Origin of the sequence: Streptomyces sp. NBC_00385 (assembly GCF_035917155.1) — a bacterium.
GTDB classification, from domain to species: Bacteria; Actinomycetota; Actinomycetes; order Streptomycetales; family Streptomycetaceae; genus Streptomyces; species Streptomyces poriferorum.
On the sequence record NZ_CP107951.1, the window covers coordinates 8,076,261 to 8,100,689 of the forward strand.

The following is a 24,429-nucleotide window of genomic DNA, read 5'->3' on the forward strand; positions in this document are numbered from 1 at the left end:
GGCGACCGAACACTCACACGTGGGCATGACATCGTCAACGAACTGCGGGCGTGCGGAGGAGGCTTGGCAAGTCTGGTCAAGTCGTCATGGTGCGATCGCACAGGCAGCGCACAGGAAGCGGCGATGACGAAGCGGCAGGGAGGGCTGTCGAGGGGTGCGGGGCCCGGAGGGGGCTGGACAGGACGATGGCGTGGATCTATCCTGCACACGCACTAAGTGATGATAACGACAGACGTGTTGGCGCCACGTTATCATGAACCAGTGAATTACACAAGCTTTCTGGCGTGTCGTCACTTGTCTCACGTCAGTTCACCGTTTCATGGAAGGCATCACCCTTGACCTCGGAAACCCCCGACGCAGCGGCTGCCGGCACCTGGCAGCTCGGCGATCTGACCGTCAACCGGATCGGCTTCGGCGCCATGCGCCTGACGCAGAACGGTGCCGCGTTCAGTGACGACCGCGGTCCGCACGACCGGGACCGGGCGATTTCCGTGCTGCGCCGCGCCGTCGAGCTCGGCGTGAATCACATCGACACGGCGGCCTTCTACTTCTCGCCCCTGCGCTCCGCCAACGAGCTGATCAACCGGGCACTGGCTCCGTACGGCGATGATCTGGTCATCACCACCAAGGTCGGCCCCAGCCGCGGACCTGGCGGCGACTGGCCCGAGTGGGCCAGGCCCGAGCAACTGCGGGGACAGGTCCAGGAGAACATCCGCCAGCTCGGCCGCGACCACCTCGACGTGGTCAACCTGAGGGTGAACGGACCCGCACCGATCAGCGAGCATTTCGGTGCGCTGGCCGAGCTGCGGAAGGAGGGGCTCATCCGGCATCTGGGTCTCTCCAACGTCTGGCCCGACCAGATCGCGGAAGCCCGGGCCATCGCGCCCGTCGTCTGTGTGCAGAACAGGTACGGCATCGGCGAACGGCGTGCGGACTCCGAGGACATCCTTCGCGCCTGCGGCGAACTCGGCATCGCCTTCGTGCCGTTCTACGCGATCGCCGCCGGAGGCCGCGAGGCCGGTGCGGACCTCGGCGCGGAGCACGGGGTACTGCTCGACATCGCCCGGGCCCACGACGCGTCCCCCGCCCAGGTCAGGCTCGCCTGGACGCTGCGCAGGGGCCCGCATGTCCTGGCCATCCCGGGCACGGGCAACCCCGCTCATCTGGAGGCCAACGTGGCGGCGGGCGCCCTGCGGCTCACCGACGAGGAGGCCCGCCGGCTCACCGCCCTGGGGCAGGACGCCGGCTGACCGCCGGCCGGGGCGGGGAGCGAGGCGCCCCGCCCCGGTGCCTCCGGCCGCTGCGGCGGAGTCCCGGACCGGTCACCCGGCGGACGTAGCATGATGGCCATGGAGCAGCGAGAACTGGGCAGGACCGGACGGAACGTATCGGTCGTAGGGCAGGGCACATGGCAGCTCGGCGGGGACTGGGGCGAGGTGCGCGAGGCCGATGCCTTCGACGTTCTCGACGCCGCCGTCGGGGCGGGCGTCACCTTCTTCGACACCGCGGACGTGTACGGGGACGGACGCAGCGAACAGCTCATCGGGCGCTATCTGAAGGAGCGCCCCGACGCGGGCGTCCTGGTGGCGACCAAGATGGGCCGTCGCGCCGATCAGGTGCCGGAGAACTACGTCCTGGACAACTTCCGTACCTGGAACGACCGCTCACGGGCCAACCTCGGGGTCGACACCCTCGACCTCGTGCAGCTGCACTGCCCGCCCACGGCCGTCTACTCCTCGGACGAGGTCTATGACGCCCTGGACACGCTCGTTGCCGAGCAGCGGATCGCCGCCTACGGGGTGAGCGTCGAAACGTGTGCCGAGGCGCTGACGGCCATCGCCCGGCCCGGTGTCGCGAGCGTGCAGATCATCCTCAACCCGCTCCGCCTCAAGCCGCTGGACGAGGTCCTGCCGGCCGCGCGCGCGGCCGGGGTCGGCATCGTCGCCCGGGTGCCGCTCGCCTCCGGGCTGCTGTCCGGGAAGTACACCGCGGACACCGTCTTCGCACCCGAGGACCATCGCGCCTACAACCGGCACGGAGAGGCGTTCGACCAGGGCGAGACCTTCTCCGGGATCGAGTACGGCACCGGGCTTGCCGCGGCGGCCGAGTTCGCCGGACTCGCTCCCGAGGGGGCGACGCCCGCGCAGACGGCGCTGCGCTGGATCATTCAGCAGCCCGGTGTCACCAGCGTCATCCCCGGGGCCCGTTCGGTGGAGCAGGCCCGGGCCAACGCGGCCGCGGCGGCGCTGGAACCGCTGCCGCAGAGCACGCTCGACGCGGTGCGCGACCTGTACGACCGCAGGATCCGCGCGGCGGTCCACGACCGCTGGTGACGAGATATCAGCGGCCGGGCCCGGGGGAGGGCGGCCCGCTCGTCGTGGTGGCGTCCTCCGGGGTCGTGGCCGAGCTGGAATCGGGGGAGAACAGACTCATGCCCAGGTAGACGGCGGCGAGGAAGGCCACCGTCCCCGCGATGGCGCTGGCCACTCTGGGCCGGCGTCTGATGGCTTCGCGGGTGCTGCGCCGCCGGCCGTTCCGGGGCCGGGCCGCCGCCCGCCGCCCCCGGCCGTGCGCCTGGGGCAGCCGGTACGTCGTCGGAGCGCCGGGGTCCGCACCCGGGCGCTGAGCGACCGGCGAGGGCGTCGGCGCGTGGGCGGCGGCCGGGGCTCGCGGAGGAGCGGGCCGGTGCCGCGGCAGGGGTTCCGCCTGACCCCGCCAGGCCTCGCTGTGGAACCAGTCGGCGACCTGCTGTGCGGTGGGCCGGTCCTCCGGCTGCTTCGCGAGCAGGCCCAGCAGGTACGAGTCGAAGGCCGCGGACATGTCCACGCCCCGCTGTCGTAGCGGCACGGGAGGCGTGTCCACGTGCTGGTACAGGGTCGCGGTCGGGGTGTCCGAGCGGAACGGCGGCTGGCCGAGCAGCAGTTGGTAGATGACGCAGCCGAGGGAGTACATGTCCGAGGCGGCACCGGCGGTGTGGCCGAGGGCCCGTTCCGGTGCGAGGTAGAGGCTCGTGCCGACGATGTGCCCCGTCGTGGTGAGGGCGGCCGAGGGGTCGTCGACGAACTGGGCGATGCCGAAGTCGCCGATCTTGACGGAGCCCTCGGCGTCCAGCATGAGGTTCCCCGGCTTGATGTCCCGGTGGACGATGCCCTGCCGATGGGCCGCCGCCAGCCCGGCGGCCGCCTGGCCGGCGATCCGGGCGACCTGTTCCGGACCCAGCCGCTCCTGCGACAGGAGCAGGTCGGAGAGGCTCCTGCCCTCGACGAGTTCCATGACCAGGAAGAGCCGGTCCTCCCAGGACCCGAAGTCGAAGACGGCCACCAGATGCGGATGACTCAGCCGGGCGGCGGTCTGGGCCTCCAGCCGGAACCGCGCGGTCGCCGACTCGTCGGCGTGTTCGCCCAGCAGCAGCTTCACGGCGACGGACCGGCCGAGGACCTCGTCCGTGGCCCGCCAGACCTCACCCATTCCGCCACGGCCGATGGCGGATATCAATCGGTACCGCCCAGCAACCAGCACCTGTGCACACCTATCTCGAATAGCTCGCGTGTCTCGAACAGCTCGGGCCGAGTACCGCTCCGGCTGCCGCGGCGGCGACCTCGCCGGGAACGAGGGACGGGGTGGGGGCACGCGGCAAGATCAGGATATCCGGCGCGGGAGCTCGGGGCGACCGGCCGTCACTCCGCCCCGGCCGCCCCGGCCGTGACGGCCCGGCAGACCCGCCCCGCAGCCGGGCTCAGGAAGCCGGACCGGGCCCGCTCGGCGCCGGTGCGGTTGCCGCGAACAGCCAGGCGTACGCGGCCTGAGCGGTGAACTCGTCCTGCCCGCCGGGGAAGAGCAGCCCCGTCGCGGCGAACGCCGGATCGGTGGCGCACGCCGGCAGGTAGGGGACCGCGATGCAGCGCATCCCCGCCGCGTGCGCTGCCCGCGCACCGGGTACCGCGTCCTCCACCACCACACAGTCGGCGGGCGCGGCGCCCAGGCGCCGGGCGGCCTCCAGGAACACGTCCGGCTCCGGCTTCCCGCGTGGCACCTCGTCGGCGGAGACGTACGTGGTGAAGAAGGCGTCCAGGCCGGTGCTCGCCAGCACGGCCTCGATCCCGGCCGGCGACGAGCCCGACGCCACGGCCACGGCGATACCCCGGTCGTGCAGCAGCTCGACGAACTCCCGCATCCTGGGGAAGACTTCGGTCGACTTCCGCGCCAGCTCCAGATAGATCGCGTCCTGACCGGCCACCAGCTCGTCGGCGGACGCGGCGATGCCGTACTCGGTGCGCAGGACCGTCAGCGCCTCCAGGTTGCTGATCCCGATGAAGCGGGCGTTCTGCTCCCAGGTGAAGTCGGGCACGCCGTGCTGTCCGAGGAGCAGCCGCATCGACTCGTAGGCGTTCGGCTCACTGTCCACCAGGGTGCCGTCCAGGTCGAAGATGACCGAAGGAGCGCCTGCTCGTGATGAGTTCATGGCAGCCATGGTCTCAGCCGGGCGGTCAGGTCCGTTCCGGCGGACCGGCTTCGGGCGGGCTCTGGCCGCGTCCGGGCGAAGCCGTCCGGCCCACCGACTCGACCAGCGGCAGCAAGCGGTGCGGCACCCGTTCGCGCAGCGCCACCTCGGTCCGGGTCCTGACGACGCCCGGCAGCTGGATCAGCCGCTGGATCACGTCCTCCAGGTGACCGTTGTCCCGCGCCACCACCCGGGTCAGCAGATCGCCGCCGCCCGTGGTGGAGAACGCCTCGATGATCTCGGGCACCGCGGCAAGCGCCTCGCCGACGTCGTCGAGATGCCCCTGCGTCACCTCCAGGTGCACGAAGGCGAGCACCGGGTGGCCGAGGGCGGCGGGGGAGAGGAACGGGCCGCTGCCGGTGATCACACCGTCCCGTTCGAGGCGGTCGATACGGGCCTGGAGAGTGCCCCGGGCGATCGACAGGATCCGCGCGTACTCGCGCACGCTCGTCTGCGGCTGCTCGATGAGAAGCCGCAGGATCCGGGTGTCGAGCGCGTCCACCGCCATGGTCCGCCGGCCTTTCCCTGGTACGTCGTCCGGGGCAGCGACTGTACCAATGGCGCACTGCCGGTCCGCAGCGCCGGAGGTCCGCCCCCGGCCCCTCATGCCGGCGGGCACGGGGCCGGGGGCGGTGGGGCGTCAGAAGTTCACGTCGGAGCAGGCGTAGAACGCGTTGCCCGTGTCCGAGATCGTCCAGACGCCGAGGATCAGGTGTTTGCCGGACTTCTGCGGCAGCACACCCGAGTGGGTCACGGTCGAGCCCGGCTGCCTGCCGCCGAAGGGAACGGTGAGGAACGGCTGCGGTTCGAGGTCGGCCCGGGTGAGCGGCTGGGACGGGTCGTAGCCGTCCCGGGTGATGTAGTACCGGAAGTCGGTCGTTGCGTGCCGGGCCTCGATCCGCCAGCGGAAGGTGTAGTTCTGTCCGGCGGAGACCTGGGTGGCGGGCCAGGCGCCGCCCCGCGGGTCGTCGAGTTCCGAGAAGCGGCCGATGCCGCCCGAGCAGATGTGGCCGTCGGCCGGCCCGCGGGTGGGGAATCCCTTGGACCCCTCGACGCTCGGCGGCTCCCACTGGATCTGGCCGCAGTGCTTGACGGTGCCGATCCCGCAGAGTTGCTGACGGCTGATCGGCGAGTCGGTGTAGCCGTGGCTCTGCGCGCTGCCGGATGTGGCGAACAGTGCCACACCGGCCAGGCCGAGCCCGGTCAGTAAGGAAGTGATCTTTCTGCGCATACGTCGCTCCTGGAGATGCGGGGTGATGTCCGGAGAGTTCTGCGGTCTAGACCAAGGGTGAGCGTAGTGATGTCAACTCGGTGTGTCCATACCGTCAGGAGCAGCCGGTGCGGAGCGGACCGCTGCCGGAATCACGCGGCCCGGCCCGAGGGGAGAAGGGGCGGCGGGGCGTCCTGCCCGGCTCACGACTGCGGGCTTTTCCATTCGAACATCAGAATCGTCGCGTCGTCCCGGAGGCCGCTGTCCTCTGAGTCCAGGAGGGAATGGATGAGCCGGCGCAAGGTCTCCGGCGCGAGTTCTCCGGCCGCCGCAGCGCGTACGACGTAGTCGACGAATCGTTCGAGGCCGAACTCCGTTCCGTTGCGCATCCGGGATTCGGTGGCGCCGTCCGTGTACATGAGCACGCGGTCCCCCTGTTCCAGGGCGATCCGGTGGACCTTGCGCGGTTCGGACGCGAAAGCGGAGGGGAAGCCCATGGGCGGGTCCGCCTCCATCTCCATCGCGTGCGGGACCAGGGCGCGGTTCCGGATGAGCAGCGGTGCCGGATGACCGCAGTTGCTCCAGCGCAGTACGCCGGAGGCCAGATCCAGTTGGGCCAGGATCCCCGTACAGAACTGTTCGGGAAGCCACCGGGTGAGTGCCGCGTCCACGCTTTCGACGAGCTGGGGGAGATCGGATCCCGTACGGCGCGCGCTGCGGCAGGCGGCCAGGGTGACCGAGGTGGCGAGGCCCGAGGCCAGGTCGTGCCCCATCGAGTCGAGGATCGACGCGTGCAGGGTCGTAGCCGTGAGGGCGTGGTCGAAGCCGTCCCCCGCGATCTCGTACGCCGGTTCCAGGACAGCCGTGGATACGACGTGTGCCGTACCGATCGTGCGGGGCGGCAGGAACGCCCGGAGCATCTCGGCGGGCAACTCCATGCGCTGCATCCGGGTCCGGGCCACGAACGAGTCCTTGTAGGACCGCTTCGAGGTGATCATCATGGCCAGGAGGGAGGCGAGGATCCGGGCGCGGCGGAGCAGCACGGCGTCGAGCGCCGGGGACAGCACCGCCACGACGCCCAGGCGTTCCGCGCCGTCCACCAGGGGCAGCCACGCGGTCAGGCCGCCCATGTCCGTTTCCTCCACCCGCAACGACTGGGTGCGGTACGCCCAGCCCGCCAGTGAATCGTCCATGGCGAGGTCGGGGCCGTGGTCCGTCAGCGGGACCAGGAAGCGCTGCTGCACATCGGTCAGATAGACCACCGAATGCTGCAGACCGAGGGCCTTGGTGCAGCGGTCCACGGCCGTGGCCAGGCCGAGGGCGGAATTTGCCGGGTCGGCCAGAAAGTCGCCCAGAAGGTCATCGCTCGCGGACGCCGTCATTCCGCCGCCTCTCCTGCCTCGTCGTCTGCCCGTCCCACGTGGGTAGTCTCGCCCGGGCGAGTGGCTCCCGCGCGGCGGGCACGCCCGTGCCGGGGCCGAGCAGGCCCCGCGACGAGGCGGGGGCCCCGGGGCCACCCGCCATTGCCCGGGCGCATGCCCCTGCACATACTTGGCCGGACCGATTCCGTACGGGGGACCCTTCATGACACAAGACACCAGCGCGCACTCCGGCACCTCCGTCGTGGTGGACAGGGACGGGGAACCCATGGTGCGGGTGGAGAACCTGCACCGTTCCTACGGCTCCGGAGGCGCCGCCGTCCACGCCCTGCGCGGCGTCTCCTTCGACGTGGCGCACGGTGAACTGGTCGCGCTCAAGGGCAGGTCGGGCTCCGGCAAGACGACACTCCTCAACCTGGTCGGCGGGTTCGACGCCCCCGACGAGGGCCGCGTCACCGTGGGCGGCACCGATCTGGCGGACCTCGGTGAGGACGGCCTGCTGGAGCTGCGCCGCGACCGGATCGGATTCATCTTCCAGTCCTTCGGTCTGATCCCGATCCTGACAGCCGCCGAGAACGTCGGTGTGCCGATGCGCCTGCGCAGAACCGACCCGAAGGAGCGCGACGAGAGGGTCGAGCTGCTCCTCGCGCTGGTCGGCCTGGCCGACCACGCGGAGCAGCGGCCCGGTGAGCTCTCCGGCGGCCAGCAGCAACGTGTCGCGATCGCCCGCGCACTAGCCAACCGGCCCGCCCTGCTGATCGCCGACGAACCGACGGGCCAGCTGGATGCGGAGACCGGGCTCGCGGTGATGGAGCTGCTGCGTGCCGTGGTGCGGGCCGAAGGCGTGACGGCGCTGGTCGCCACGCACGACGCCCAGCTGCTGGGCCTGGCCGACCGGGTGCTCGAACTCAATGACGGCCATATCGTCGAGCACGCCTGACGCACGGCGGAGCGCCGCATTTCGGTGTTCACGCACCGAAATCCGGTCACAATTCGATCAAGTCATGGGTGCGAGCGGTGTTCTCCGGACTCCGTCTCTGTAAACATTCTCTTCGAAAGAGTTTTCGGGGGTGCGTAAGGCGTTTCGGGGGAGACCGGTGACGGGATTTGTGTTTCTGCGCGTCCGCGCACACCGGTTGCTGGTCACGGCGGCGCTGCTGGCCGTCCTGTTGACCACCGCCGTTCTGGCCACCCTCGCCGCGTTCTCGGGTTCCGTCGGGGACGCCGGACTGCGTCACGCCCTGCAGACCAGGGACGCGGCCGCCGCCTCGCTGATCATCAAGGCGGAGAGTCCCGAGGCGGACCGTGTCGCGGCCGCACAGGTCCGGCGCGGGGCCCGGCAGTCCTTCGACGGGCTGCCGGTGACCCTGCGGCAGTTCGAACGCTCGGGCCCGTACGCGCTGCCGCGCGGTCTGCAGTCACCGGCCGCCCGCGAGGGCGAACCCGACCTCACCACGTTCGCCCTGGCGGACCGCTCGCGGGTCCGCCTGTCGAAGGGCGCCTGGCCGTCGGCGGGGCAGGGCGACGTGGTCGGCGTCGCCGTGCCCGAGGTCGCCGCGATGCAGCTGAAACTGCTGCCGGGGCCGCGGATACTGACCCTCACCGACCGGCTCGGTGGCCCCGCGGTGCGCATACGCGTCACCGGCGTCTACCGTCCCGTCGACCGGAACGATCCGTACTGGCAGCTGGACGAGCTGGGCGGGCGCGGTGTGCACAGGGACTCGTTCCTGACGTACGGGCCGCTGCTGACCGACACCGCGGCCTTCGGGTCCGACCGGATCACGCACGGTGGTGCCTCCTGGCTGGCCACGGCCGACTTCAGCACGTTCGGCGCCGACCGGATCGACTCACTGCGCACGGCCGCGAAGAACAGCCAGAAGCTCGTCGCCGCCCGGCCGGGGCTGGAGAGCGGCGTCACTACGCGTACCTCGCTGCCCGACGTCCTCGGCGCGCTGGAGCGGGCGCTGCTCGTGTCCAGGGCGACCCTGCTGATCATCTCGCTGCAGCTGGTGCTGCTCGCCGCGTACACGCTGCTACTGGTGGCCCGGCTGCTGAGCACGGAACGCGCGGGCGAAACGCAGGTACTGCTGGCCCGCGGCGCGTCGCGTGGCCGTCTCGCCGCGCTCTCCGCACTGGAGGCGCTGCTGCTCGCGCTGCCCGCCGCCGTGTGCGCGCCGCTGCTGGCGGGTCCGCTCACCCGGTTGCTCGCCGGCCAGGGGCTGCTGGCCAGAATCGGGCTGCGCGTCGACACAGGTCCGACCGCGGAGGTCTGGCTGGTCGGCGTGGTGGCGGCGCTGGCCTGTGCAGCGGCCGTGGTGGCCCCGGCGCTCACCGCCGCAGTGGCGGCACGCGGGCGCGTCCGCACGCTGCCCGCCCCGCTGCGGACGGGCGCGGACATCGCGCTCGTGGCCGTCGCCGCCGTCGCGTTCTGGCAGCTGGACCGGAGTACCTCGGGCGGCGGTGCCCTCAGCGGCGACCGCGAGGGCGAGCTGGGCATCGACCCGCTGCTCGTCGTGGCGCCGGCGCTGGCGCTGCTGGCCGGGACCGTCCTCACCCTGCGCCTGCTGCCGCCGACGGCGAAGCTCGCCGAGCGGCGGGCGACCGCGGGCCGGGGCCTGACCGTCCCGCTGGCGGGCTGGCAGATCAGCCGCAGACCACTGCGCGGCGCGGGACCGGTGCTGCTGCTGGTGCTCGCTGTCGCCATGGGCATGCTGGCGATCGGCCAGGGCGCGTCCTGGGACCGCTCGCAGGACGACCAGGCGGACTTCCGGGCCGGCGCCCCGGTACGCGTCCTGGGCAGCGGCACCCCCCGCTTCGGCCAGGGCGGTGTGTACGACGGGATGCCGGGCGTACGGGCAGCGGTGCCGGCCGCCCGTACCGGTCTCGGTCTCTCGGGCGGACGCCAGGCCACCGTACTCGCGCTCGACACCGGGCTCGCAGGCACGGAACTACGGCTGCGGGACGACCTGGCCGACACCGACCCGGGCAAGCTGCTGAGGACCCTGCGCCCGGGGAAGACCGCACCCACGGGTGTGGTGCTGCCCGATGACACGGTGCGTCTCGTCCTCGATGTCACCCTGCGCGCCGCCGAGGGCGGCCCGCACGCGGGAGAGGGCACGACCATCACGCTCACCTTCGAGGACCGCTTCGGAGTGCCCTACCGGCTGGAGTCGGACGCACTCGCGCCGGACGGCAAGCCGCACGCGTTGACCGTCGACCTCGCCAAGGCGGCGGACGCCCCGGCGGGAAGGCCGGCGGGTCCGCTGGCGCTGACCGGCGTGGAGTTCGACGAGGCGGGCTACCCGGACCGGATCGCCGCCAAGCGGCTCACGATCGGCGGGATGCGCTCGGTCACCGCGGACGGCGCCACCCGCGGGGTCACCGTGCCGAAGGACCTGGCATGGGGGGCGAAGGCCACGGTGAGCATCGAGCCCGACTCGTCCTTGGGTGAGCGAGGCCCCGCGATCACCGCCGTGGGCTCGTCGTCCCGGACACCCCTGGACGTCTCCTACCACACGGGCAAAGTGGTGTTCGAGGACCAATGGGGCCCGAAGCGCACGGTCACCGTCCGGGTCACGGCCAAGCGTGCGGAACCGGCCCTGCCCGCCGCGCTCGCCACCGACCGCTTCCTCGAGTCCAGTGGTGCGAAGACCGGATCCGTGATCGACATCCCGATGCCCGGAGGCCCCGTCAAGGTGAAGATCGTGGGCGCCCTCCGCGGAATCCCGACCACCGGGCCCGGTGCGGGCGCCGTCGACCCGGCCGCCACGCCCGCGACCGACGGCGGCGCGCTGCTGATCGATCTGCGAGCCGTCAACCGGGTGCTCGCCACCCGTCCCGACTCGGCGTTCCCGCCCACCGAATGGTGGCTGTTCACCGAGCGCGGGGCCGCGGACCAGGTCGCGGCGGCCCTGCGCGACAGGGCCGAGATCGACCCGACCCAGATCCAGGTGCGCGACGAGATCGCCGAGGACCTGCACGACGATCCGCTCGGCGCGGGCCCGCAGTCGGCGCTGCTCGCGGTGGCTCTCGTCGCCGCGGCGCTGGCCGCGGTCGGCTTCGCGGTGGGCGCGGTGGGAACGCTGCGGGAACGCGCGACGGAGTTCGCGGTGCTCCGGGCGCTCGGCGCGCCGCGGCGCCAACTGGCCCGGCTGCTCGCCGTCGAGCAGTCACTGCTGATCGGACTCGGGCTGCTGATCGGGCTGGCCCTCGGCGCGGTGCTCACCCGTGCCGTCGTACCGCTGATCGTGCTGACCGGACAGGCCACACAGCCTGCTCCGAGTGTGCTGGTGGAACTGCCGCTCGGGCGCGTGGCGCTGCTGGTCGCGGGAGTCGCCGCCGCACCCGTGCTCATCGTGGCGGCGCTGGCGATGCGCCGGGGCGATCCCGCCGCGGCGCTGCGTGTCCAGGGAGGCGAGTGATATGAAGGCCACTGCGCCCTGGGTCCGCACCCGGCTGCGTACGGCGCCGGGGCCCGCCGTCGCCCTGCTGCTCCTCGTCCTCGTCACCTCGTTCCTCGCCGCGGCGTTCCCTGGCGCGGTGGCCGCGTACGAAAGCCGGGGCCTGCGCCACGAGGTGAGCGCCACCACACCGGACGGAAGCGTCATCCAGCTCAGCAGCGATCCGTGGCAGGACGTGGACGGTGCACGGGAAAAGATCTTCAATGCGCTGGAGGCCCGTCGGCTGACCGAGAACTACCAGCAGATCCTGGCCGCCCTGCCGAAGTCCCTGCGTGTCGACACCGGCCAGTCCGCCTACGGAGCACGCACCCTCAAGCCGGTGGAGGCCACCGACGCGTGGCTGCCCGAGCTGAACGGCGGCCGGCCGGTATTCACCCTCTCCGCCCAGACCGCGGTCGCCGAGCACTCCACGCTGGCCTCGGGACGGCTGCCCAGGGCGACCGCGGGGTCCGTCGACCTGGCCACCGGAACCGTCGAGGCAGCGGTCACCTCCGCCACTGCCCGGGCGCTGCGCATCAAGGCCGGCTCGACCGTCCATGTGCCGCGGGCCGACGGCGCGCCCCTCGCCGTGCGCGTCACCGGCATCGTCGAACCGCTGCGGCCGCGGCAGAGCTACTGGTCCGTCGAGCCCGTGCTGCGCACGCCGACGTTCCTGCACACGCCGGATCAGCCCCCGCTGCCGTACTGGCACGGCGCACTGCTGCTGGCCCCCGAAGCGGCACCCGTCCTGCTGTCCATGGGCCCCGAGGCCTACTGGCGCGTGGCTCCCGACCCGGCCGGGATGGACAGCGCCGACCTGCCCCGGATCAGGCAGACGATCGCCTCCCTCGAACAGGGCCCGCTGCTGAGCACGCTGCGCACCGAGGTCGCGCCGCAGCTGGAGGTCAGCACCGGCCTGGACGACGTCCTCATCGAGTTCGACGGCATCCGTGCCGCGATCAACCCGGTGGTCGCCGTCGCGGCCTTCGGCGTCGGCAGCGTCGTGGGCGTCGTCCTGCTGATGACCGGAGGCCTGGCCGCCTCGCGCCGGCACAGCGAGTTGTCGCTGCTCCGCTCGCGGGGCGGGTCGGTCCGCGGCATCGCGGGGCGGCTGCTCGCCGAGGTCGCCGTTCCCGTGCCGGCCGGCGCGGCACTCGGCTGCGCGCTCGCGCTCGTCGTCGTTCCCGAGGGCCGGACGCTTCCGGCGCTGCTCGCCTCGGCCGCCGTCGCGCTGTTCGCCTGCGCCACGCTGCCGCTGAGAGCGGCGTTCCTGCACCGGCGGCCGCGCCTGCACAGTGACCGGGACGACCTTGTACGCGCCAGGCCGTCGCGCCGCCGGACCGTGGCCGAACTGACGCTGCTGGTGCTGGCCGTGGCAGCGGTCACCGCACTGCGGCGCCGGGGCACCTCGGACGGTGACGCGGACGCACTGATCAGCGCCGCCCCGGTCCTGGTGGGTGTGATCGCCGCGCTGCTGCTCGTACGGCTGTTTCCGCTGCCTCTGCGGCTCGCGGCGCTGCCGATGGCGCGACGGCGCGGCGCGGTCGGCTTTCTGTCCCTCGCCCGTGCGGGCCGCTCCTCCTCCGCCACCACCGTGCTTCCGCTGCTTGCACTGCTCGTGGCCCTGACGACGGTGGCGTTCGGCGGCTCGGTCCTCTCCGGTGTCGCCGATGCCCGGGACCGGGCGTCCTTGGCCGCGGTCGGTGCCGATGCCCGGATCGATGCGCCTCAGGGCCTGCCGGACAAGCTGGCGGGGACGGTACGGAAGATGGCCGGGGTGAGCGATGTCGCGCCCGTCTACCGGGAGTTCGACCTGGACCTGCGGGACGGCCGGCTCGACCGCGTCACGCTGCTCGCCGTCGACCCCGATTCGTACGCGCGTCTCGCCGGCCGCACCGGCTTCGGTCCGTTCCGGGCCACCGAACTGCGGAAATCCGCCGGAGTGCTGCCCGCGCTCGCCTCCCCCGCCGTCGCCGAGCGGCTGCGCGGCGGGACGACGGAGATCGGCGAGGCGGGCGCCCCGTTCTCGGTCCGCGTGGACATGGTGCGCACCACCACTCCCGCCGCCACCGACGGCGACTTCCTGGTGGTCGACGCGGCAGGTCTGCCGGGCAGGCACCCCGCATCCACGCTGCTGATATCCGGGCCCTCCGTCGCGGGCGCCGACCTCGAGTCGGCGGCCCGCGCAGCGGGCTCCGCCACCGTGAAGCTGCGCTCCGCCGAACGGGACAGGTTCACGACGTCACCCGTGCAGAGCGGTGCCGAACGGATCTACGCGGTGGCCGCGGCGGCGGGAGCCGGGTACGCGGTACTCGCGCTGGTGCTCTCACTGCTCCAGACCTCCGCCGAGCGGACCGCGATGCTGGCCCGGCTGCGCACCATGGGCCTGACCCGCCGGCAGGGGCGCCGGCTGCTGGTTCTGGAGAACCTCCCGCAGGCTCTGCTGGCCGCCGTGGGCGGTGCGCTGGTCGGCTGGGCGGCGATCCTGCTGCTGGCCCCCGGAATCGATCTCGACCGGCTCGCCCTGGCCGGGCACGCGGCGTCACTCGGCCGGGTACAGCTGCGCGTCGATCCGGTGAGTCTGCTGCTGCCCGCGCTCGGCGTGGTGGCGATCGCGTCGGCGGTGGCCGCCGCGCAGGCCTGGGTGATCACCCGCCGTACGACAACGACCGAACTCAGGGTAGGAGACACGCGATGACCGAGTCCTCCACAGGAATCACCCTCGGCGAACTGGAGCGCCGGGCGGCGGCCCGGCGCGACCGGCCGGAGTACGGCCACGACGCGCTGATCACCTGCGACCGACTGGTCCGCATCTTCTCCACGGACGGAGTCGAGGTGCAGGCGCTGCAAGGGCTCGACCTGCTGGTCCGTGAGGGGGAGCTGATAGCCCTGGTCGGGGCGTCCGGCAGCGGCAAGTCGACGCTGATGAACGTCCTGGCGGGTCTGGACGAGCCGACGGCGGGCGCCGCGAAGGTGGCCGGGTGCGATCTGCTGACCATGAGCGCGAAGGACCGGCTGCGCTACCGGCGCGAAGTGGTGGGTTTCGTCTGGCAGCAGACGGCGCGCAACCTCCTGCCGTATCTGAGCGCAGTGCAGAACGTGACGCTGCCGATGCAACTGGCCGGCCGTACGAGGAAGAAGGCCGAACGGGCCGCGCGCGCCGAATCGCTGCTCTCACTGCTGGAGGTGGCCGACTGCCGCGACCGCCGTCCGCACCAGATGTCCGGTGGCCAGCAGCAACGTGTCTCCATCGCGGTGGCACTGGCGAACGAACCGTCGGTGCTGCTCGCCGACGAGCCGACGGGAGAGCTCGACTCCCAGACGGCCGAGCAGGTCTTCGCCGCGCTGCGTATGGCGAACCAGGAGCTCGGCACGACGATCCTGATCGTCACCCACGACCAGTCGGTGGCCTCCGAGGTCAGCCGCACGGTGGCCATTCGTGACGGTCGCACCTCCACGGAGACCCTGCGGCGCACGGAGGTCGACGCGACGACGGGCCAGGAATCGGTGGTGGCCAGGGAGTACGCGATGCTGGACCGCGCGGGCCGCCTTCAGCTGCCCGCCGATCACACCGATGCCCTGGGCATGCGTGACCGGGTGATGCTGGAGCTGGAAGCCGATCACATAGGCATCTGGCCCGACGACACGGCCGGGCAGTAGGGCCTTCGGCCGGGATCGGGCCGGATCAGGGCGCGGCTGTCGGTTTCCACGATGTCCTGGGCGCTCTCGCGCGGCTCTCGGCCCGTCCCCCGGGAAACGCCGCCTGAGTGAGGGCGTCGCGGCAGGCTGGTCCGTTGGCTCTGCTGTGGCCCGGCAAGGAAGGGGGATCATGAGCCATTGGCCCATAGGTGCTGGCCCAAGTTGAACCATTAGCTCTTCAGGTGCTGCAATAGCTCTATCAATGGCGCTGCGGGTCCCTCCGGGATCTCTGTGGCGCCTTTTTCATGTCTGCGCTGATCCATGCGCGAAAGGGGCGGGGCTACGTGCTGAAGAGGGCGTTCGTCGCACACGATCCGGGGCGGATCCGGCTGCGGTTCGCGTCCCGGGCCGTGCTGGGTATCGGGCTCGCCGTGGCGCTGTGCGGGTCGGCCGGGCACTCGCTGGCGGCGGCCATCACCGGTGGCCTGGCCGCGCTGCTCGCCCTGTTCACGGTGACGGATCCGACGGTGCGGGGACAGGCGGCCACGACCGCGCTCCTCCCCGTCGTCGGCCTCCCGGTGCTCACGCTCGCGGCCGTGCTGCACGATGTGCCCCTCGCGCGCGACCTGGCGTTCCTCGCAGTCGTGGGAGCGGGGGTGTACGCGCGGCGCTGGGGGCCTCGCGGACACTCGCTGGGTGTGTTCGGCTTCATGGCCTACTTCTCCGCCCAGTTCCTGCACACCGTTCCCGGACAGCTGCCCGAGCTGTACGTGGCCGTGCTGCTGTCACTCGTCGCGTCGTCGGTGGTGCGGTTCGGGGTGTGGTGCTACGAACGCCGGCTCCCGGCACCCGTGGCGGTCGCCCCGCCCACCGGGGGAGCAGGGCTGGCGAGGATCACGACACGGCAGGCCGTACAGGCCACGCTGGGCTCGGGCTTCGCACTCGCCGTGGGGCAGGTGCTCTCCGATCAGCGTTGGTACTGGGCGGTCGGCGCCACCTGGTGGGTGTTCGTGGCCACGACCTCACGGGGCGAGACCGTCGTGCGCGGGTTCCGGCGATTCCTGGGGACGGTGCTCGGGATCGGTCTGGGCTTCGCCGTGGCCGTTCCGCTGCACCACGAGCCGGTCGTGGCCGCCGTGGTCGTGGCGATCGGCGTCTTCGGGATCTTCTACTCCGCCGCCGTCTCCTACACCTGGATGATGCTGGCCGTGACCGTGATGGCGAGCATGCTGTACGGGCTGCTCGGTGTGCTCGACGCGGATCTGCTCATGCTGCGGGTGACCGAGACGGGGGTCGGGGCACTCGGTGCCGTACTGGCGGTGCTGTTCGTGCTGCCGGTCACCACGCACGCGGTGACCGAGGCGTGGGTGGAGCGCGCGCTGCGGTGCGTGCACACCTGCACGGCGGAGGCCGCCGCGCAGCTCGCGGGGAGCGAGGACGCCGACCCGCCGCGGCGCGTCGGTGAACTGGAGGCGATCCTCGGCCGGGTGCGCCTGTCGCTCGCGCCGCTGGTGCACCCGCTCAACCCGATGAGGGCCCGCAAGCGACGGGCACGGCACGTGCTGGCCCTGCTCGACGACTGTGCGCGGGAAGTGCGCGGACTGGCCTCCGTGGCGGCGGACCCGGAAGCCTCCCACGACGCCCGGCTCGCCGCGGCCTGCTGGCGCGTCGAGAGCGCCGTGGAGGCGCTCACCGCGTCCGAGCGTCCGGCCCGCGCCGCGGTGACCGGGGGCGTCCCCGCGCACACGGCGGTCGCCGAACCCGCCCTCGCCCACCTGCACAGCCTGGAGCGCGCGCTCGCCGAACTGGCGGCGCCCCTGCACGCCACGCCGCGCGCGCCTCTCCTCCCGGCCTGATCCCGGGCCCGGCTCCGTACCCCCGAGTCCGCACCCCTGGTCCAGACCAAATGGCGGCACTGCTACGGTCGCCGCGGAAGATCGCGGCGGCCGTCGTCGTCGCGATCAGTCGGCGGAGAGAGGCAGTGCGGTGGACAGCAGCAACGGTGCCGGACGGGCATTCATCGGGTCGTTCACCTCGGCGGGCGGGCACGGGATCACCGTCGCCGCCGTGGACGAGGAGACCGGGGCGCTCACCGTCCTCGGCACGACGGACGCCGTACCCGATCCCTCGTACCTCGCGCTCGGCCGGGGCCCCGAAGGCCCGGTCCTCTACGCGGTGAGCGAGACGGAGAAGGGTGCGGCAGCGGCCCTCGACGCCGGCCACGATGTCCCGAGGCCCCTGGGGGAGCTCCGCCCGGTGGACGGCGACGGCCCCACGCATCTCGCGCTCGCGGGCGGCCATGTGGTCACCGCGAACTACGGCTCCGGCAGCGTCACCACCCTGCCCGTGCTCGCCGACGGTTCGCTCGGTGCGGCCTCCTGTGTACTCGCGCACGAGGGCAGCGGTCCGGTCGTCGAACGCCAGGAGGGGCCGCACGCGCATCAGGTCCTTCCCGACCCCTCGGGGAACTGGGTGCTCGGCGTCGACCTCGGCACCGACTCCGTACGGATCTGTGTGCTCGACCCGGACACCGGGCAGCTGCGGCCGCACGGCGAGACGGCGCTGCGGCCCGGTACCGGCCCCCGCCATCTCGCGTTCCACCCCGCGGGCGGCCACGCCTATGTGCTGAACGAGCTGGAGCCCACGGTCACGGTGTGCCGGTGGGATCCGGCCGCCGGGGTCCTGGAGGCTCTCGGCGAGACGCCCGTACTGCCCGAAGGGGCGAGCGGTGGCGCCGGCCCGGCGAGCTATCCGTCCGAGGCCGTCGTCGCGCACGACGGCCGGTTCCTCTGGGTGGCCAACCGGGGCCACGACAGCATCTCGGTGCTCGCCCTCGATGCCACGGGCGAGCAGGTGTCCCTGGTCACGACCGTGAGCTGTGGCGGGCACTGGCCGCGCGACCTCGCCCTCGACCCGGCCGGACGGCGGTTGTACGCCGCCAACGAGAGGTCGGGGGACGTCAGCTGGTTCGCCGTGGACCAGGAGACCGGTGTCCCGGCCCAGGAAGGGTCCCTGAAGGTCCCTGCGGCCTCCTGCGTGATCTTCGGCTGAGGAGCTGAGGAGCTGAGGAGCTGAGGAGCTGAGAAACGGCGTACGCCCCGGGAGCCGCAGCGGCTCCCGGGGCGTACCTGTGTCACGGGCGGGCCGGGTGTGCTGTCCGTCCCGCTCCCGCGACGGACAGCACACCCGGCCCCCGGCCCGGATCAGTGGGCCTGAGCCCCCTGCGCCACCGCCGGAGCGATGCCGAGCGAGGACATGTACATCGACAGCACCAGCTTGCCGATCGCCGGGTACGCGCCGAGCGGCTCGGCACTCGCGCAGCCGGCCTCCTTGAGTGCGGCGTCCAGCATCCCGTCGGCCACCTCGGGGCCGACCAGGTAGGGCGCCACGGCCAGCTGCAGCGAGCCGGAGCCCTTCAGCTGGTCGGCGATCGAGGCGACCGAGCCCTCGACGTCGAGCGCTGCGGCCATCACCGGGACCGCGAGCCGCGCGGCCAGCAGCATGCCGGTGATCCCCGCCGCCTGCACGGCCTCCTCACCGCCCACAGTGGCCAGCACGATGCCGTCGGCGGCCGTGGCCACGGTGAACAGCCTCGCGCGGTCCGCGCGGGCCAGGCCGGCCTCGGAGAGGCGTACGTGCAGGGCCTCGGCGAGCAGCGGGTGCGGGCCGAGCACATCGGTCAGCTCGGCCGGAGCCCGGCTGTCCTCGATCGCGCGGCGTATCCGCTGGACCAGCGTGTTGTCGGGTCCCGCGAGCAGCGGCACCACGACGGCGGCCGGGCCCTCGGGCTCGGCGACCTCACGGCCGACGGCCTGCGCCTGCTCGAAGCGCGCGACGCGCTCGGCGGCCGCGTGCGCGAGAACGGAGGCAAGGGTGGGGTACTCGGCGTCGTCGCCGTCGAGGTAACCGATCAGGGCGTTCAGACCGGGCAGCTCGGAACGGGCGATGCTGATGACCTCTTCGGCCAGACTGCGGCTGGCCGGGGAGGGGGTACCGGGAACGGCGAGAACGAGCGCGGCAGCGCCCTCAGGTGCGACCACGGGCTCCGGGCGGCGGTGCCGTCCGGACTGGCGAGGTCGCGGCATTCGTACAGGCAGGCCGGAAGCGGGCCCAGTGGGGGTGCTCATGGCGCCGCATGCTACTGGTTTTGGGTACCCCGCTGCTCGGGGAGGGGCCGGTCGAGCGTTGTCTGTCCGCATTTATCCGATCAGTGGCTTACCGGTCGACTGCCCTGCTCTGTCGCCCCCCGGGAGGTGCCGGATTCCTGCGGGGACACGGTGACCCGGAGCAGCGTGGGATGGAGCGGCAGCCGAAGCCCGTCGGTGGCGAGCGCCTGCGCGATGCGCAGCGAACCGATCAGCGGATCACCCGAACCGGGGACCGCTCGTGCCTGCGGCAGCTGTCGCGCCAGCTCCTCGCGCAGCGGTACGAGCAGCGGCTCGCCCATCCGGAACAAGCCACCGGTCAGCGCCACTTCGCACTCCGCGCCCTCCGTACCCGCCTTCGGGCACACCGCGGCGGCGGCCTCCGCGATGTGCCCGGCGGCGTCACGGAGGATGCCTTCGGCGACAGGGTCGTGCGCCGCGCACGCGGCCACCTCGGGCGCGAACGAGGCCAGGACCGCGGGCCGGTCGGTACGCGGATAGAGCAGGCCGGGCAGTTCGGTTGCCGGGCCGAACACCGCCTCCAGTCTCGCCAGCAGTGCCGGGGAGCCCCCGCGCCGTCCGTCGTGGGCGCGCATCGCCGCGTCGAGTCCGGCCCGCCCGATCCAGGCGCCGCCCCCGCTGTCGCCCAGCAGATGGCCCCAGCCGTCGGCCCTTCGCCACTGCGTGAGATCCGTTCCCAGCGCGATCAGGCCGGTACCGGCCGCCACGACCGCGCCGGGCCGCTGGCCGACCGCCCCGGCGTACGCGGTCACCGCGTCGGCGGCCAGCGCCAGCTGCCGCAGGCCGAACGCGTCCGCCAGGGCCTCGGGCAGTTCGGCGCGCAGTTGGTCGCCCAGTGTGGCCATGCCGGCCGCCCCGATCGCGGCGGTGGCGATCCGGTCACCTCCGCCGTGCCGGGCGAGCAGATGCCGGACGGCGGGCAGCAGCTGATCGAGGAGGTGGGCGGCGTCGATGCCGGCGGGGCCGGTCCGCACCGGTTCGGCGCACACCGACGTGGCCGGGGGGCCTTCCCCGGCCACGGTGCCCAGCGCCACCCTCAGCCCGGAACCGCCCGAGTCGACGCCGAGGACGTACTCCCCGGCCGCATGCCCGTGTGACTCCATGGAGCGGCTCCCATCGGCAGAGAAATGACGGCGGCAGCCTATCTCCAGGCCCTCCGCGACGAGCCGGAGGCGTCGCGGCGGACCGCCCCCGTGCCGCACGGCCACCGCAGGTGGGGGAGGGGCGGGACACCGGTCGTTACGCCGGTAGGGTGAGCCTGTGACAGCGCGACCGTTGAACGAAGTTGTGGAGCCCGGCTGGGCTCGGGCGTTGGCCCCCGTGGCGGGACGCATTGCCGAGATGGGGGACTTCCTGCGGGCCGAGGTCGCGGCAGGCCGTACGTATCTGCCGTCGGGGGCGAACGTGCTGCGCGCGTTCCAGCAGCCCTTTGACGAGGTACGTGTGCTGATCGTCGGTCAGGACCCCTACCCCACACCGGGGATGGCCATCGGGCTGAGCTTCGCGGTGGCTCCCGAGGTCCGTCAGCTTCCGGGGAGCCTGGAGAACATCTACCGCGAGCTGCACACGGACCTGGGGCTGCCGCGCCCGTCGAACGGCGATCTGACCCCATGGACGCGGCAGGGTGTGCTGCTGCTGAACAGGGCGCTGACGGCTGCGCCCCGCAACCCCGGCGCCCACCGGGGCAAGGGCTGGGAAGAGGTCACCGAGCAGGCGATCCGGGCGCTGGTCGCACGGGGCACCCCGCTGGTGTCCATCCTGTGGGGCCGCGACGCCCGCAATCTCCGGCCGTCGCTTGGGGACTTCCCGGCGATCGAGTCCGCCCATCCGTCCCCCCGGTCGGCGGACGCCGGCTTCTTCGGGTCGCGTCCCTTCAGCAGGGCCAATGAACTCCTGGCGCGCCAGGGCGCGCAGCCGGTGGACTGGCGCCTCCCCTAGCTCCTGCATCCGCCGCCGACGCGTGGCCCGGTCCCACCGGATCCGGGCGCGCCGGCGGCACGATGCTCCCCGGTCCCGGTCATCCGCCGATCGTGGCCGCCCGGACGCACAGGACGTCAGGCAGGTGCGAGGCGAGCTGCTGCCAGCTGTCCCCGTCGTCCGCGCTCGCGTACACCTCTCCGTTGCGGTTGCCGAAGTACACGCCGGCCGGATCGGCGTCGTCCGTACAGAGCGCGTCGCGCAGCACCGTGCCGTAATGCGCGCCGTCGGGGAGCCCCGAGGACAGGGGCTCCCAGCTGTCGCCCGCATCGGTGGTCCGGAAGACGCGGCAGCGGTGGTCGGCCGGCACCCGGTCGGCGTCGGCGTTGATCGGGAAGAGGTACGCCGTGTCGGCGCGGTGCGGGTGCGCCGCCACCGCGAAGCCGAAGTCGGAGGGCAGACCCGCGCCGATGTCCGTCCAGCTGCCCCCGGCGTCGTCGCTGCGGAACACACCCCAGTGGTTCTGGAGATAGAGCCGGTCGGGATCGACGGCGTCCCGGCTGACCTTGTGGACGCACTGGCCGAACTCCGGGTCGGGATCGGGCAGGAAGACCGCCGACACCCCCCTGTTCGCCGGGGTCCAGCTCTCGCCGCCGTCCGCCGTCCTGAACACCCCGGCGGTGGAGACGGCGACCGTGACCGACCGTGGGTCCCGCTCGTCCGTCAGTACCGTGTGCAGTCCCTCGCCGCCGCCGCCCGGCACCCACTTCGAGCGCGTCGGATGCTCCCAGAGCGGGCGCACCAGCTCGAACGACTCGCCCCTGTCCTGCGAGCGGAACAGTGCGGCCGGTTCGGTGCCCGCGTACACGACATCGGGCGCCTCGGAGCCCGCCGGGTGCAGCTGCCAGACCCGCTCCAGCGACGTTCCGGTGAACTCCGGGAACTTCACCGCCGGTTGCGCCGGCTCGACCCAGCTCGCGCCCAGGTCGTCGGAGTGGAAGACGGACGGACCCCAGTGCGCGCTGTCGCCGCCCACCAACAGCCGGGGAACGTCACCGCGCTTGTCGATGGCGATGGAGTAGATCGCCTGTGCATTGAAATGCGGATCGCCGAACTCCCATGATCCGCCGCTCCTGCGGCCGATGAAGAGCCCCTTGCGGGTGCCGACGGTGAGCAGAACATCGGTCATGACCGAACCTCCCGAAACGCCGTTGTGCCGGATACGCGCCAGTCTGCACCCAGCCACTGACAGTGGCGCGCAGGACAGCTCCGGACACCGCCGCATTCGCGGCCGGCGACGGGTTTCGGAAGCCCGGACCCTCAGCGCCCCCGACCCTCAGTGCCCCTGGCCGGGCACCCTGGGACGGGTGAGGAGGCGGGTCGTGCTTCCGTCGTCCTCGGTGAGGTCGCGGACGTGACGGAAGCCGATCCGGTTCAGCAGGGCCAGCGACGCCTCGTTGGCGGCGTCCACCGTCGCGTGCACCTCGGCCAGGCCGAGGGTGCCGAAGCCATGGGCGACCAGCGTCTCGGCGATCTCGGTGCCCAGCCCCTGCCCCCACGCCGTGGGGGTCACCGCGTAGACGATCTCGTGGCCGTCCACACCGGGGGTGGGGGACGGCTTGATCTCCGCGTGCCCGACCGCCCGCCCGTCGTGCCGCACCACCCAGACGCCGAACAGGTCCTGTGCGTACACCTTCGTGAAGAGCCGGCCGAAGAGCGCCCGGTCCTCGGCCTCCTCGTCCACGCCGTCGCCCATCCAGCGCCCCACCCGGGTGTCCTGGAAGAGCGCGACGAAGTCCTCCTCGTCGGTGGGTGCGTACGGCTCCAGCAGCAACCGCTGCGTCCGCAGGACAGGGGTCTTCATGCCGCGCGACGCTACCGACGCCCGAACGGGGCCGCAACCGAGTTGATCAACGTCCGGGGGCCGCCGTGCTGCTGCGTACGACCAGGTTGGTGGCCAGGTCGACGCGGGTGGTCGCGGGCTGCCGGCCCCGGCCGAGGTCGAGGACCAGCCGGGCCGCGGTCTCCGCCATCTCTATGAGCGGCTGGCGCACCGTGGTCAGCGGCGGCCCGATCCACCGGGTGAGCGGCAGGTCGTCGAAGCCGACCACGCTGAGGTCCTCGGGGATGCGCAGTCCGAGCTCGCGCGCGGCCTCGTACACACCGAGCGCCTGAAGGTCGTTCCCGGCGAAGATGGCGGTCGGCCGGTCCGCCATGCTCAGCAGCTCCATGCCCGTGGTGTATCCGGCCTCGTGCTGGAACTCGCCCTCGCGGACCAGGGCGGGGTCGATCGGCAGGCCCGCCGTCTCCAGGGCGGCACGGTAGCCGTCCACCCGGGCGCGGCTGCACATCATGCGCGACGGGCCGCTGATCACCCCGATCCTGCGGTGACCGAGCCCGGTGAGGTGGCGGGTGGCGGCGAGCCCGCCCTGCCAGTTCGTCGTCCCGACCGACGGGACGTCGTCGCCGGGGTCGCCGGCCGGGTCGACCACCGCGTACGGGATGTTCCGGCTGGTGAGCTGCGCACGCTGGGCGGCGGTGAGGTCCGACAGGACCAGGATCACCCCGACCGGCCGGCGGGCCAGCACGCCGTCCACCCAGGTCTGCCCGGGGGTGAGGCGGCCCGCGCTCTCCGACAGGACCAGACTCAGCCCCTCCTCGCGCGCGACGTTCTCCACGCCGCGCACGACCTCCATGGCCCACGCGCTGTCCAGCTCGTGGAAGACCAGATCGATCAACTGCGACTGCGTCGTGGAGCCGCGTCTGCGGCGGTAGCCGTGCAGCAGCAACAGCTCCTCGACCTTGGTGCGTGTGCCGGGGGCGACATCGGCCCGTCCGTTCAGCACCTTCGAAACTGTCGGAGCCGAGACTCCGGCCGCACGGGCGATTTCCGCCAGGGTGGCGGTGCCGTCCGACGACTCGCCGGCAGGCGCATTCTCCTGATGTGACTGGACGTTTGCGGGGCTCATACAGGGAATCGTAACTGCCCGCCGCCAGGAGGGAGGGGGTGGCCCCCAAGGAAAATTCCCTCGACCGGACCTCTTGACTGGCCCGAAACACGACCGTACGGTTCCGGCAACATTCGCAAGCAGGGCCGAAACATTCGACAGAGGTGCGGTCATGGGGTCGGGAATTTTCACTCAGAGTACGCGTGCGGCGAGATGGACCGCGGCCGGTG

Annotated in this window: 19 protein-coding genes; 9 read left to right on the plus strand and 10 right to left on the minus strand. The window is 72.4% G+C overall.

The genetic code is table 11. The features are described from left to right. Positions 1-335 precede the first annotated feature (335 nt). Both OG959_RS35690 and OG959_RS35695 read left to right on the plus strand, forming a co-directional pair. Positions 336-1,250: an aldo/keto reductase gene (locus OG959_RS35690; RefSeq protein ID WP_326665211.1), complete on the plus strand. Its 915-nt coding sequence runs from the start codon at positions 336-338 to the stop codon at positions 1,248-1,250. A gap of 90 nt (positions 1,251-1,340) precedes the next feature. Continuing rightward, positions 1,341-2,333, plus strand: coding sequence for an aldo/keto reductase (locus tag OG959_RS35695; RefSeq protein ID WP_326665212.1), 993 nt, complete (start codon positions 1,341-1,343; stop codon positions 2,331-2,333). A gap of 7 nt (positions 2,334-2,340) precedes the next feature. Here the strand turns inward: OG959_RS35695 and OG959_RS35700 are convergent, their stop codons facing one another. The 5 genes from OG959_RS35700 to OG959_RS35720 form a co-directional block, all read right to left on the minus strand. Further along, complete coding sequence (locus tag OG959_RS35700) at positions 2,341-3,468, minus strand: serine/threonine-protein kinase (RefSeq protein ID WP_442805697.1); 1,128 nt, start codon at positions 3,466-3,468, stop codon at positions 2,341-2,343. Between the two features lie 268 nt (positions 3,469-3,736). Further along, positions 3,737-4,462 carry an HAD family hydrolase gene (locus tag OG959_RS35705; protein ID WP_326665216.1) on the minus strand — a complete coding sequence of 242 codons (726 nt, stop codon included), beginning with the start codon at positions 4,460-4,462 and terminating at the stop codon, positions 3,737-3,739. 25 nt (positions 4,463-4,487) lie between these two features. Continuing rightward, complete coding sequence (locus tag OG959_RS35710; RefSeq protein WP_326665218.1) at positions 4,488-5,009, minus strand: Lrp/AsnC family transcriptional regulator; 522 nt, start codon at positions 5,007-5,009, stop codon at positions 4,488-4,490. A gap of 132 nt (positions 5,010-5,141) precedes the next feature. After that, positions 5,142-5,732: a lytic polysaccharide monooxygenase auxiliary activity family 9 protein gene (locus OG959_RS35715; protein WP_326665219.1), complete on the minus strand. Its 591-nt coding sequence runs from the start codon at positions 5,730-5,732 to the stop codon at positions 5,142-5,144. 182 nt (positions 5,733-5,914) lie between these two features. After that, the gene (locus OG959_RS35720) at positions 5,915-7,093 is read right to left on the minus strand and encodes a PP2C family protein-serine/threonine phosphatase (RefSeq protein ID WP_326665220.1); all 1,179 of its coding nucleotides are present in this window, start codon (positions 7,091-7,093) and stop codon (positions 5,915-5,917) included. A 202-nt stretch (positions 7,094-7,295) separates the two neighbouring features. On the opposite strand from OG959_RS35720, the gene OG959_RS35725 reads away from it, so the two are divergent. The 6 genes from OG959_RS35725 to OG959_RS35750 all read left to right on the plus strand — a co-directional run bounded on the left by OG959_RS35725 (position 7,296) and on the right by OG959_RS35750 (position 18,219). After that, the gene (locus OG959_RS35725) at positions 7,296-8,030 is read left to right on the plus strand and encodes an ABC transporter ATP-binding protein (RefSeq protein WP_326665221.1); all 735 of its coding nucleotides are present in this window, start codon (positions 7,296-7,298) and stop codon (positions 8,028-8,030) included. A gap of 157 nt (positions 8,031-8,187) precedes the next feature. After that, a complete protein-coding gene (locus tag OG959_RS35730) occupies positions 8,188-11,511 on the plus strand; it encodes an FtsX-like permease family protein (RefSeq protein ID WP_326665223.1) in 3,324 nt (1,107 codons plus the stop codon). Position 11,512: 1 nt separating this feature from the next. Further along, on the plus strand, positions 11,513-14,227 hold the full coding sequence (locus OG959_RS35735; RefSeq protein ID WP_326665225.1) for an FtsX-like permease family protein: 2,715 nt from the start codon (positions 11,513-11,515) through the stop codon (positions 14,225-14,227). After that, positions 14,224-15,189 (plus strand): ABC transporter ATP-binding protein, encoded by a 966-nt coding sequence (locus tag OG959_RS35740; protein ID WP_326665227.1) that lies wholly within the window; start codon positions 14,224-14,226, stop codon positions 15,187-15,189. Before OG959_RS35735 ends, OG959_RS35740 begins: the two co-directional genes overlap by 4 nt. A gap of 323 nt (positions 15,190-15,512) precedes the next feature. Further along, a complete protein-coding gene (locus OG959_RS35745) occupies positions 15,513-17,024 on the plus strand; it encodes an FUSC family protein (protein WP_326665229.1) in 1,512 nt (503 codons plus the stop codon). Positions 17,025-17,154: 130 nt separating this feature from the next. Next, entirely contained in the window at positions 17,155-18,219 is a 1,065-nt protein-coding gene (locus OG959_RS35750; protein ID WP_326665231.1) for a lactonase family protein, read from the plus strand. A 152-nt stretch (positions 18,220-18,371) separates the two neighbouring features. Here the strand turns inward: OG959_RS35750 and OG959_RS35755 are convergent, their stop codons facing one another. Together OG959_RS35755 and OG959_RS35760 are read right to left on the minus strand one after the other, a co-directional pair. After that, on the minus strand, positions 18,372-19,295 hold the full coding sequence (locus OG959_RS35755; protein WP_326665232.1) for a sirohydrochlorin chelatase: 924 nt from the start codon (positions 19,293-19,295) through the stop codon (positions 18,372-18,374). A gap of 80 nt (positions 19,296-19,375) precedes the next feature. Further along, positions 19,376-20,437 (minus strand): N-acetylglucosamine kinase, encoded by a 1,062-nt coding sequence (locus OG959_RS35760; RefSeq protein ID WP_326665233.1) that lies wholly within the window; start codon positions 20,435-20,437, stop codon positions 19,376-19,378. 157 nt (positions 20,438-20,594) lie between these two features. Here OG959_RS35760 and OG959_RS35765 point away from each other — a divergent pair, with 157 nt between their 5' ends. Beyond that, positions 20,595-21,272: a uracil-DNA glycosylase gene (locus OG959_RS35765; RefSeq protein ID WP_326665235.1), complete on the plus strand. Its 678-nt coding sequence runs from the start codon at positions 20,595-20,597 to the stop codon at positions 21,270-21,272. Positions 21,273-21,351: 79 nt separating this feature from the next. Here the strand turns inward: OG959_RS35765 and OG959_RS35770 are convergent, their stop codons facing one another. The 3 genes from OG959_RS35770 to OG959_RS35780 form a co-directional block, all read right to left on the minus strand. Then, positions 21,352-22,440, minus strand: coding sequence for a WD40/YVTN/BNR-like repeat-containing protein (locus OG959_RS35770; protein ID WP_326665237.1), 1,089 nt, complete (start codon positions 22,438-22,440; stop codon positions 21,352-21,354). 147 nt (positions 22,441-22,587) lie between these two features. Continuing rightward, complete coding sequence (locus OG959_RS35775) at positions 22,588-23,115, minus strand: GNAT family N-acetyltransferase (RefSeq protein ID WP_326665239.1); 528 nt, start codon at positions 23,113-23,115, stop codon at positions 22,588-22,590. A 46-nt stretch (positions 23,116-23,161) separates the two neighbouring features. Beyond that, positions 23,162-24,220, minus strand: a complete 1,059-nt coding sequence (locus OG959_RS35780) for a LacI family DNA-binding transcriptional regulator (RefSeq protein ID WP_219572646.1) — start codon at positions 24,218-24,220, stop codon at positions 23,162-23,164. Between the last annotated feature and the right edge of the window lie 209 nt (positions 24,221-24,429).

Coding starts and splice junctions, on each gene's coding strand:
- OG959_RS35770 (WP_326665237.1), bottom strand. CDS start 22,440: ATGACCGATGTTCTGCTCACCGTCGGCACCCGCAAGGGGCTCTTCATC.
- OG959_RS35755 (WP_326665232.1), bottom strand. CDS start 19,295: ATGAGCACCCCCACTGGGCCCGCTTCCGGCCTGCCTGTACGAATGCCG.
- OG959_RS35760 (WP_326665233.1), bottom strand. CDS start 20,437: ATGGAGTCACACGGGCATGCGGCCGGGGAGTACGTCCTCGGCGTCGAC.
- OG959_RS35720 (WP_326665220.1), bottom strand. CDS start 7,093: ATGACGGCGTCCGCGAGCGATGACCTTCTGGGCGACTTTCTGGCCGAC.
- OG959_RS35695 (WP_326665212.1), top strand. CDS start 1,341: ATGATGGCCATGGAGCAGCGAGAACTGGGCAGGACCGGACGGAACGTA.
- OG959_RS35725 (WP_326665221.1), top strand. CDS start 7,296: ATGACACAAGACACCAGCGCGCACTCCGGCACCTCCGTCGTGGTGGAC.
- OG959_RS35740 (WP_326665227.1), top strand. CDS start 14,224: ATGACCGAGTCCTCCACAGGAATCACCCTCGGCGAACTGGAGCGCCGG.
- OG959_RS35775 (WP_326665239.1), bottom strand. CDS start 23,115: ATGAAGACCCCTGTCCTGCGGACGCAGCGGTTGCTGCTGGAGCCGTAC.
- OG959_RS35705 (WP_326665216.1), bottom strand. CDS start 4,462: ATGAACTCATCACGAGCAGGCGCTCCTTCGGTCATCTTCGACCTGGAC.
- OG959_RS35780 (WP_219572646.1), bottom strand. CDS start 24,220: ATGAGCCCCGCAAACGTCCAGTCACATCAGGAGAATGCGCCTGCCGGC.
- OG959_RS35700 (WP_442805697.1), bottom strand. CDS start 3,468: ATGGGTGAGGTCTGGCGGGCCACGGACGAGGTCCTCGGCCGGTCCGTC.
- OG959_RS35710 (WP_326665218.1), bottom strand. CDS start 5,009: ATGGCGGTGGACGCGCTCGACACCCGGATCCTGCGGCTTCTCATCGAG.
- OG959_RS35735 (WP_326665225.1), top strand. CDS start 11,513: ATGAAGGCCACTGCGCCCTGGGTCCGCACCCGGCTGCGTACGGCGCCG.
- OG959_RS35715 (WP_326665219.1), bottom strand. CDS start 5,732: ATGCGCAGAAAGATCACTTCCTTACTGACCGGGCTCGGCCTGGCCGGT.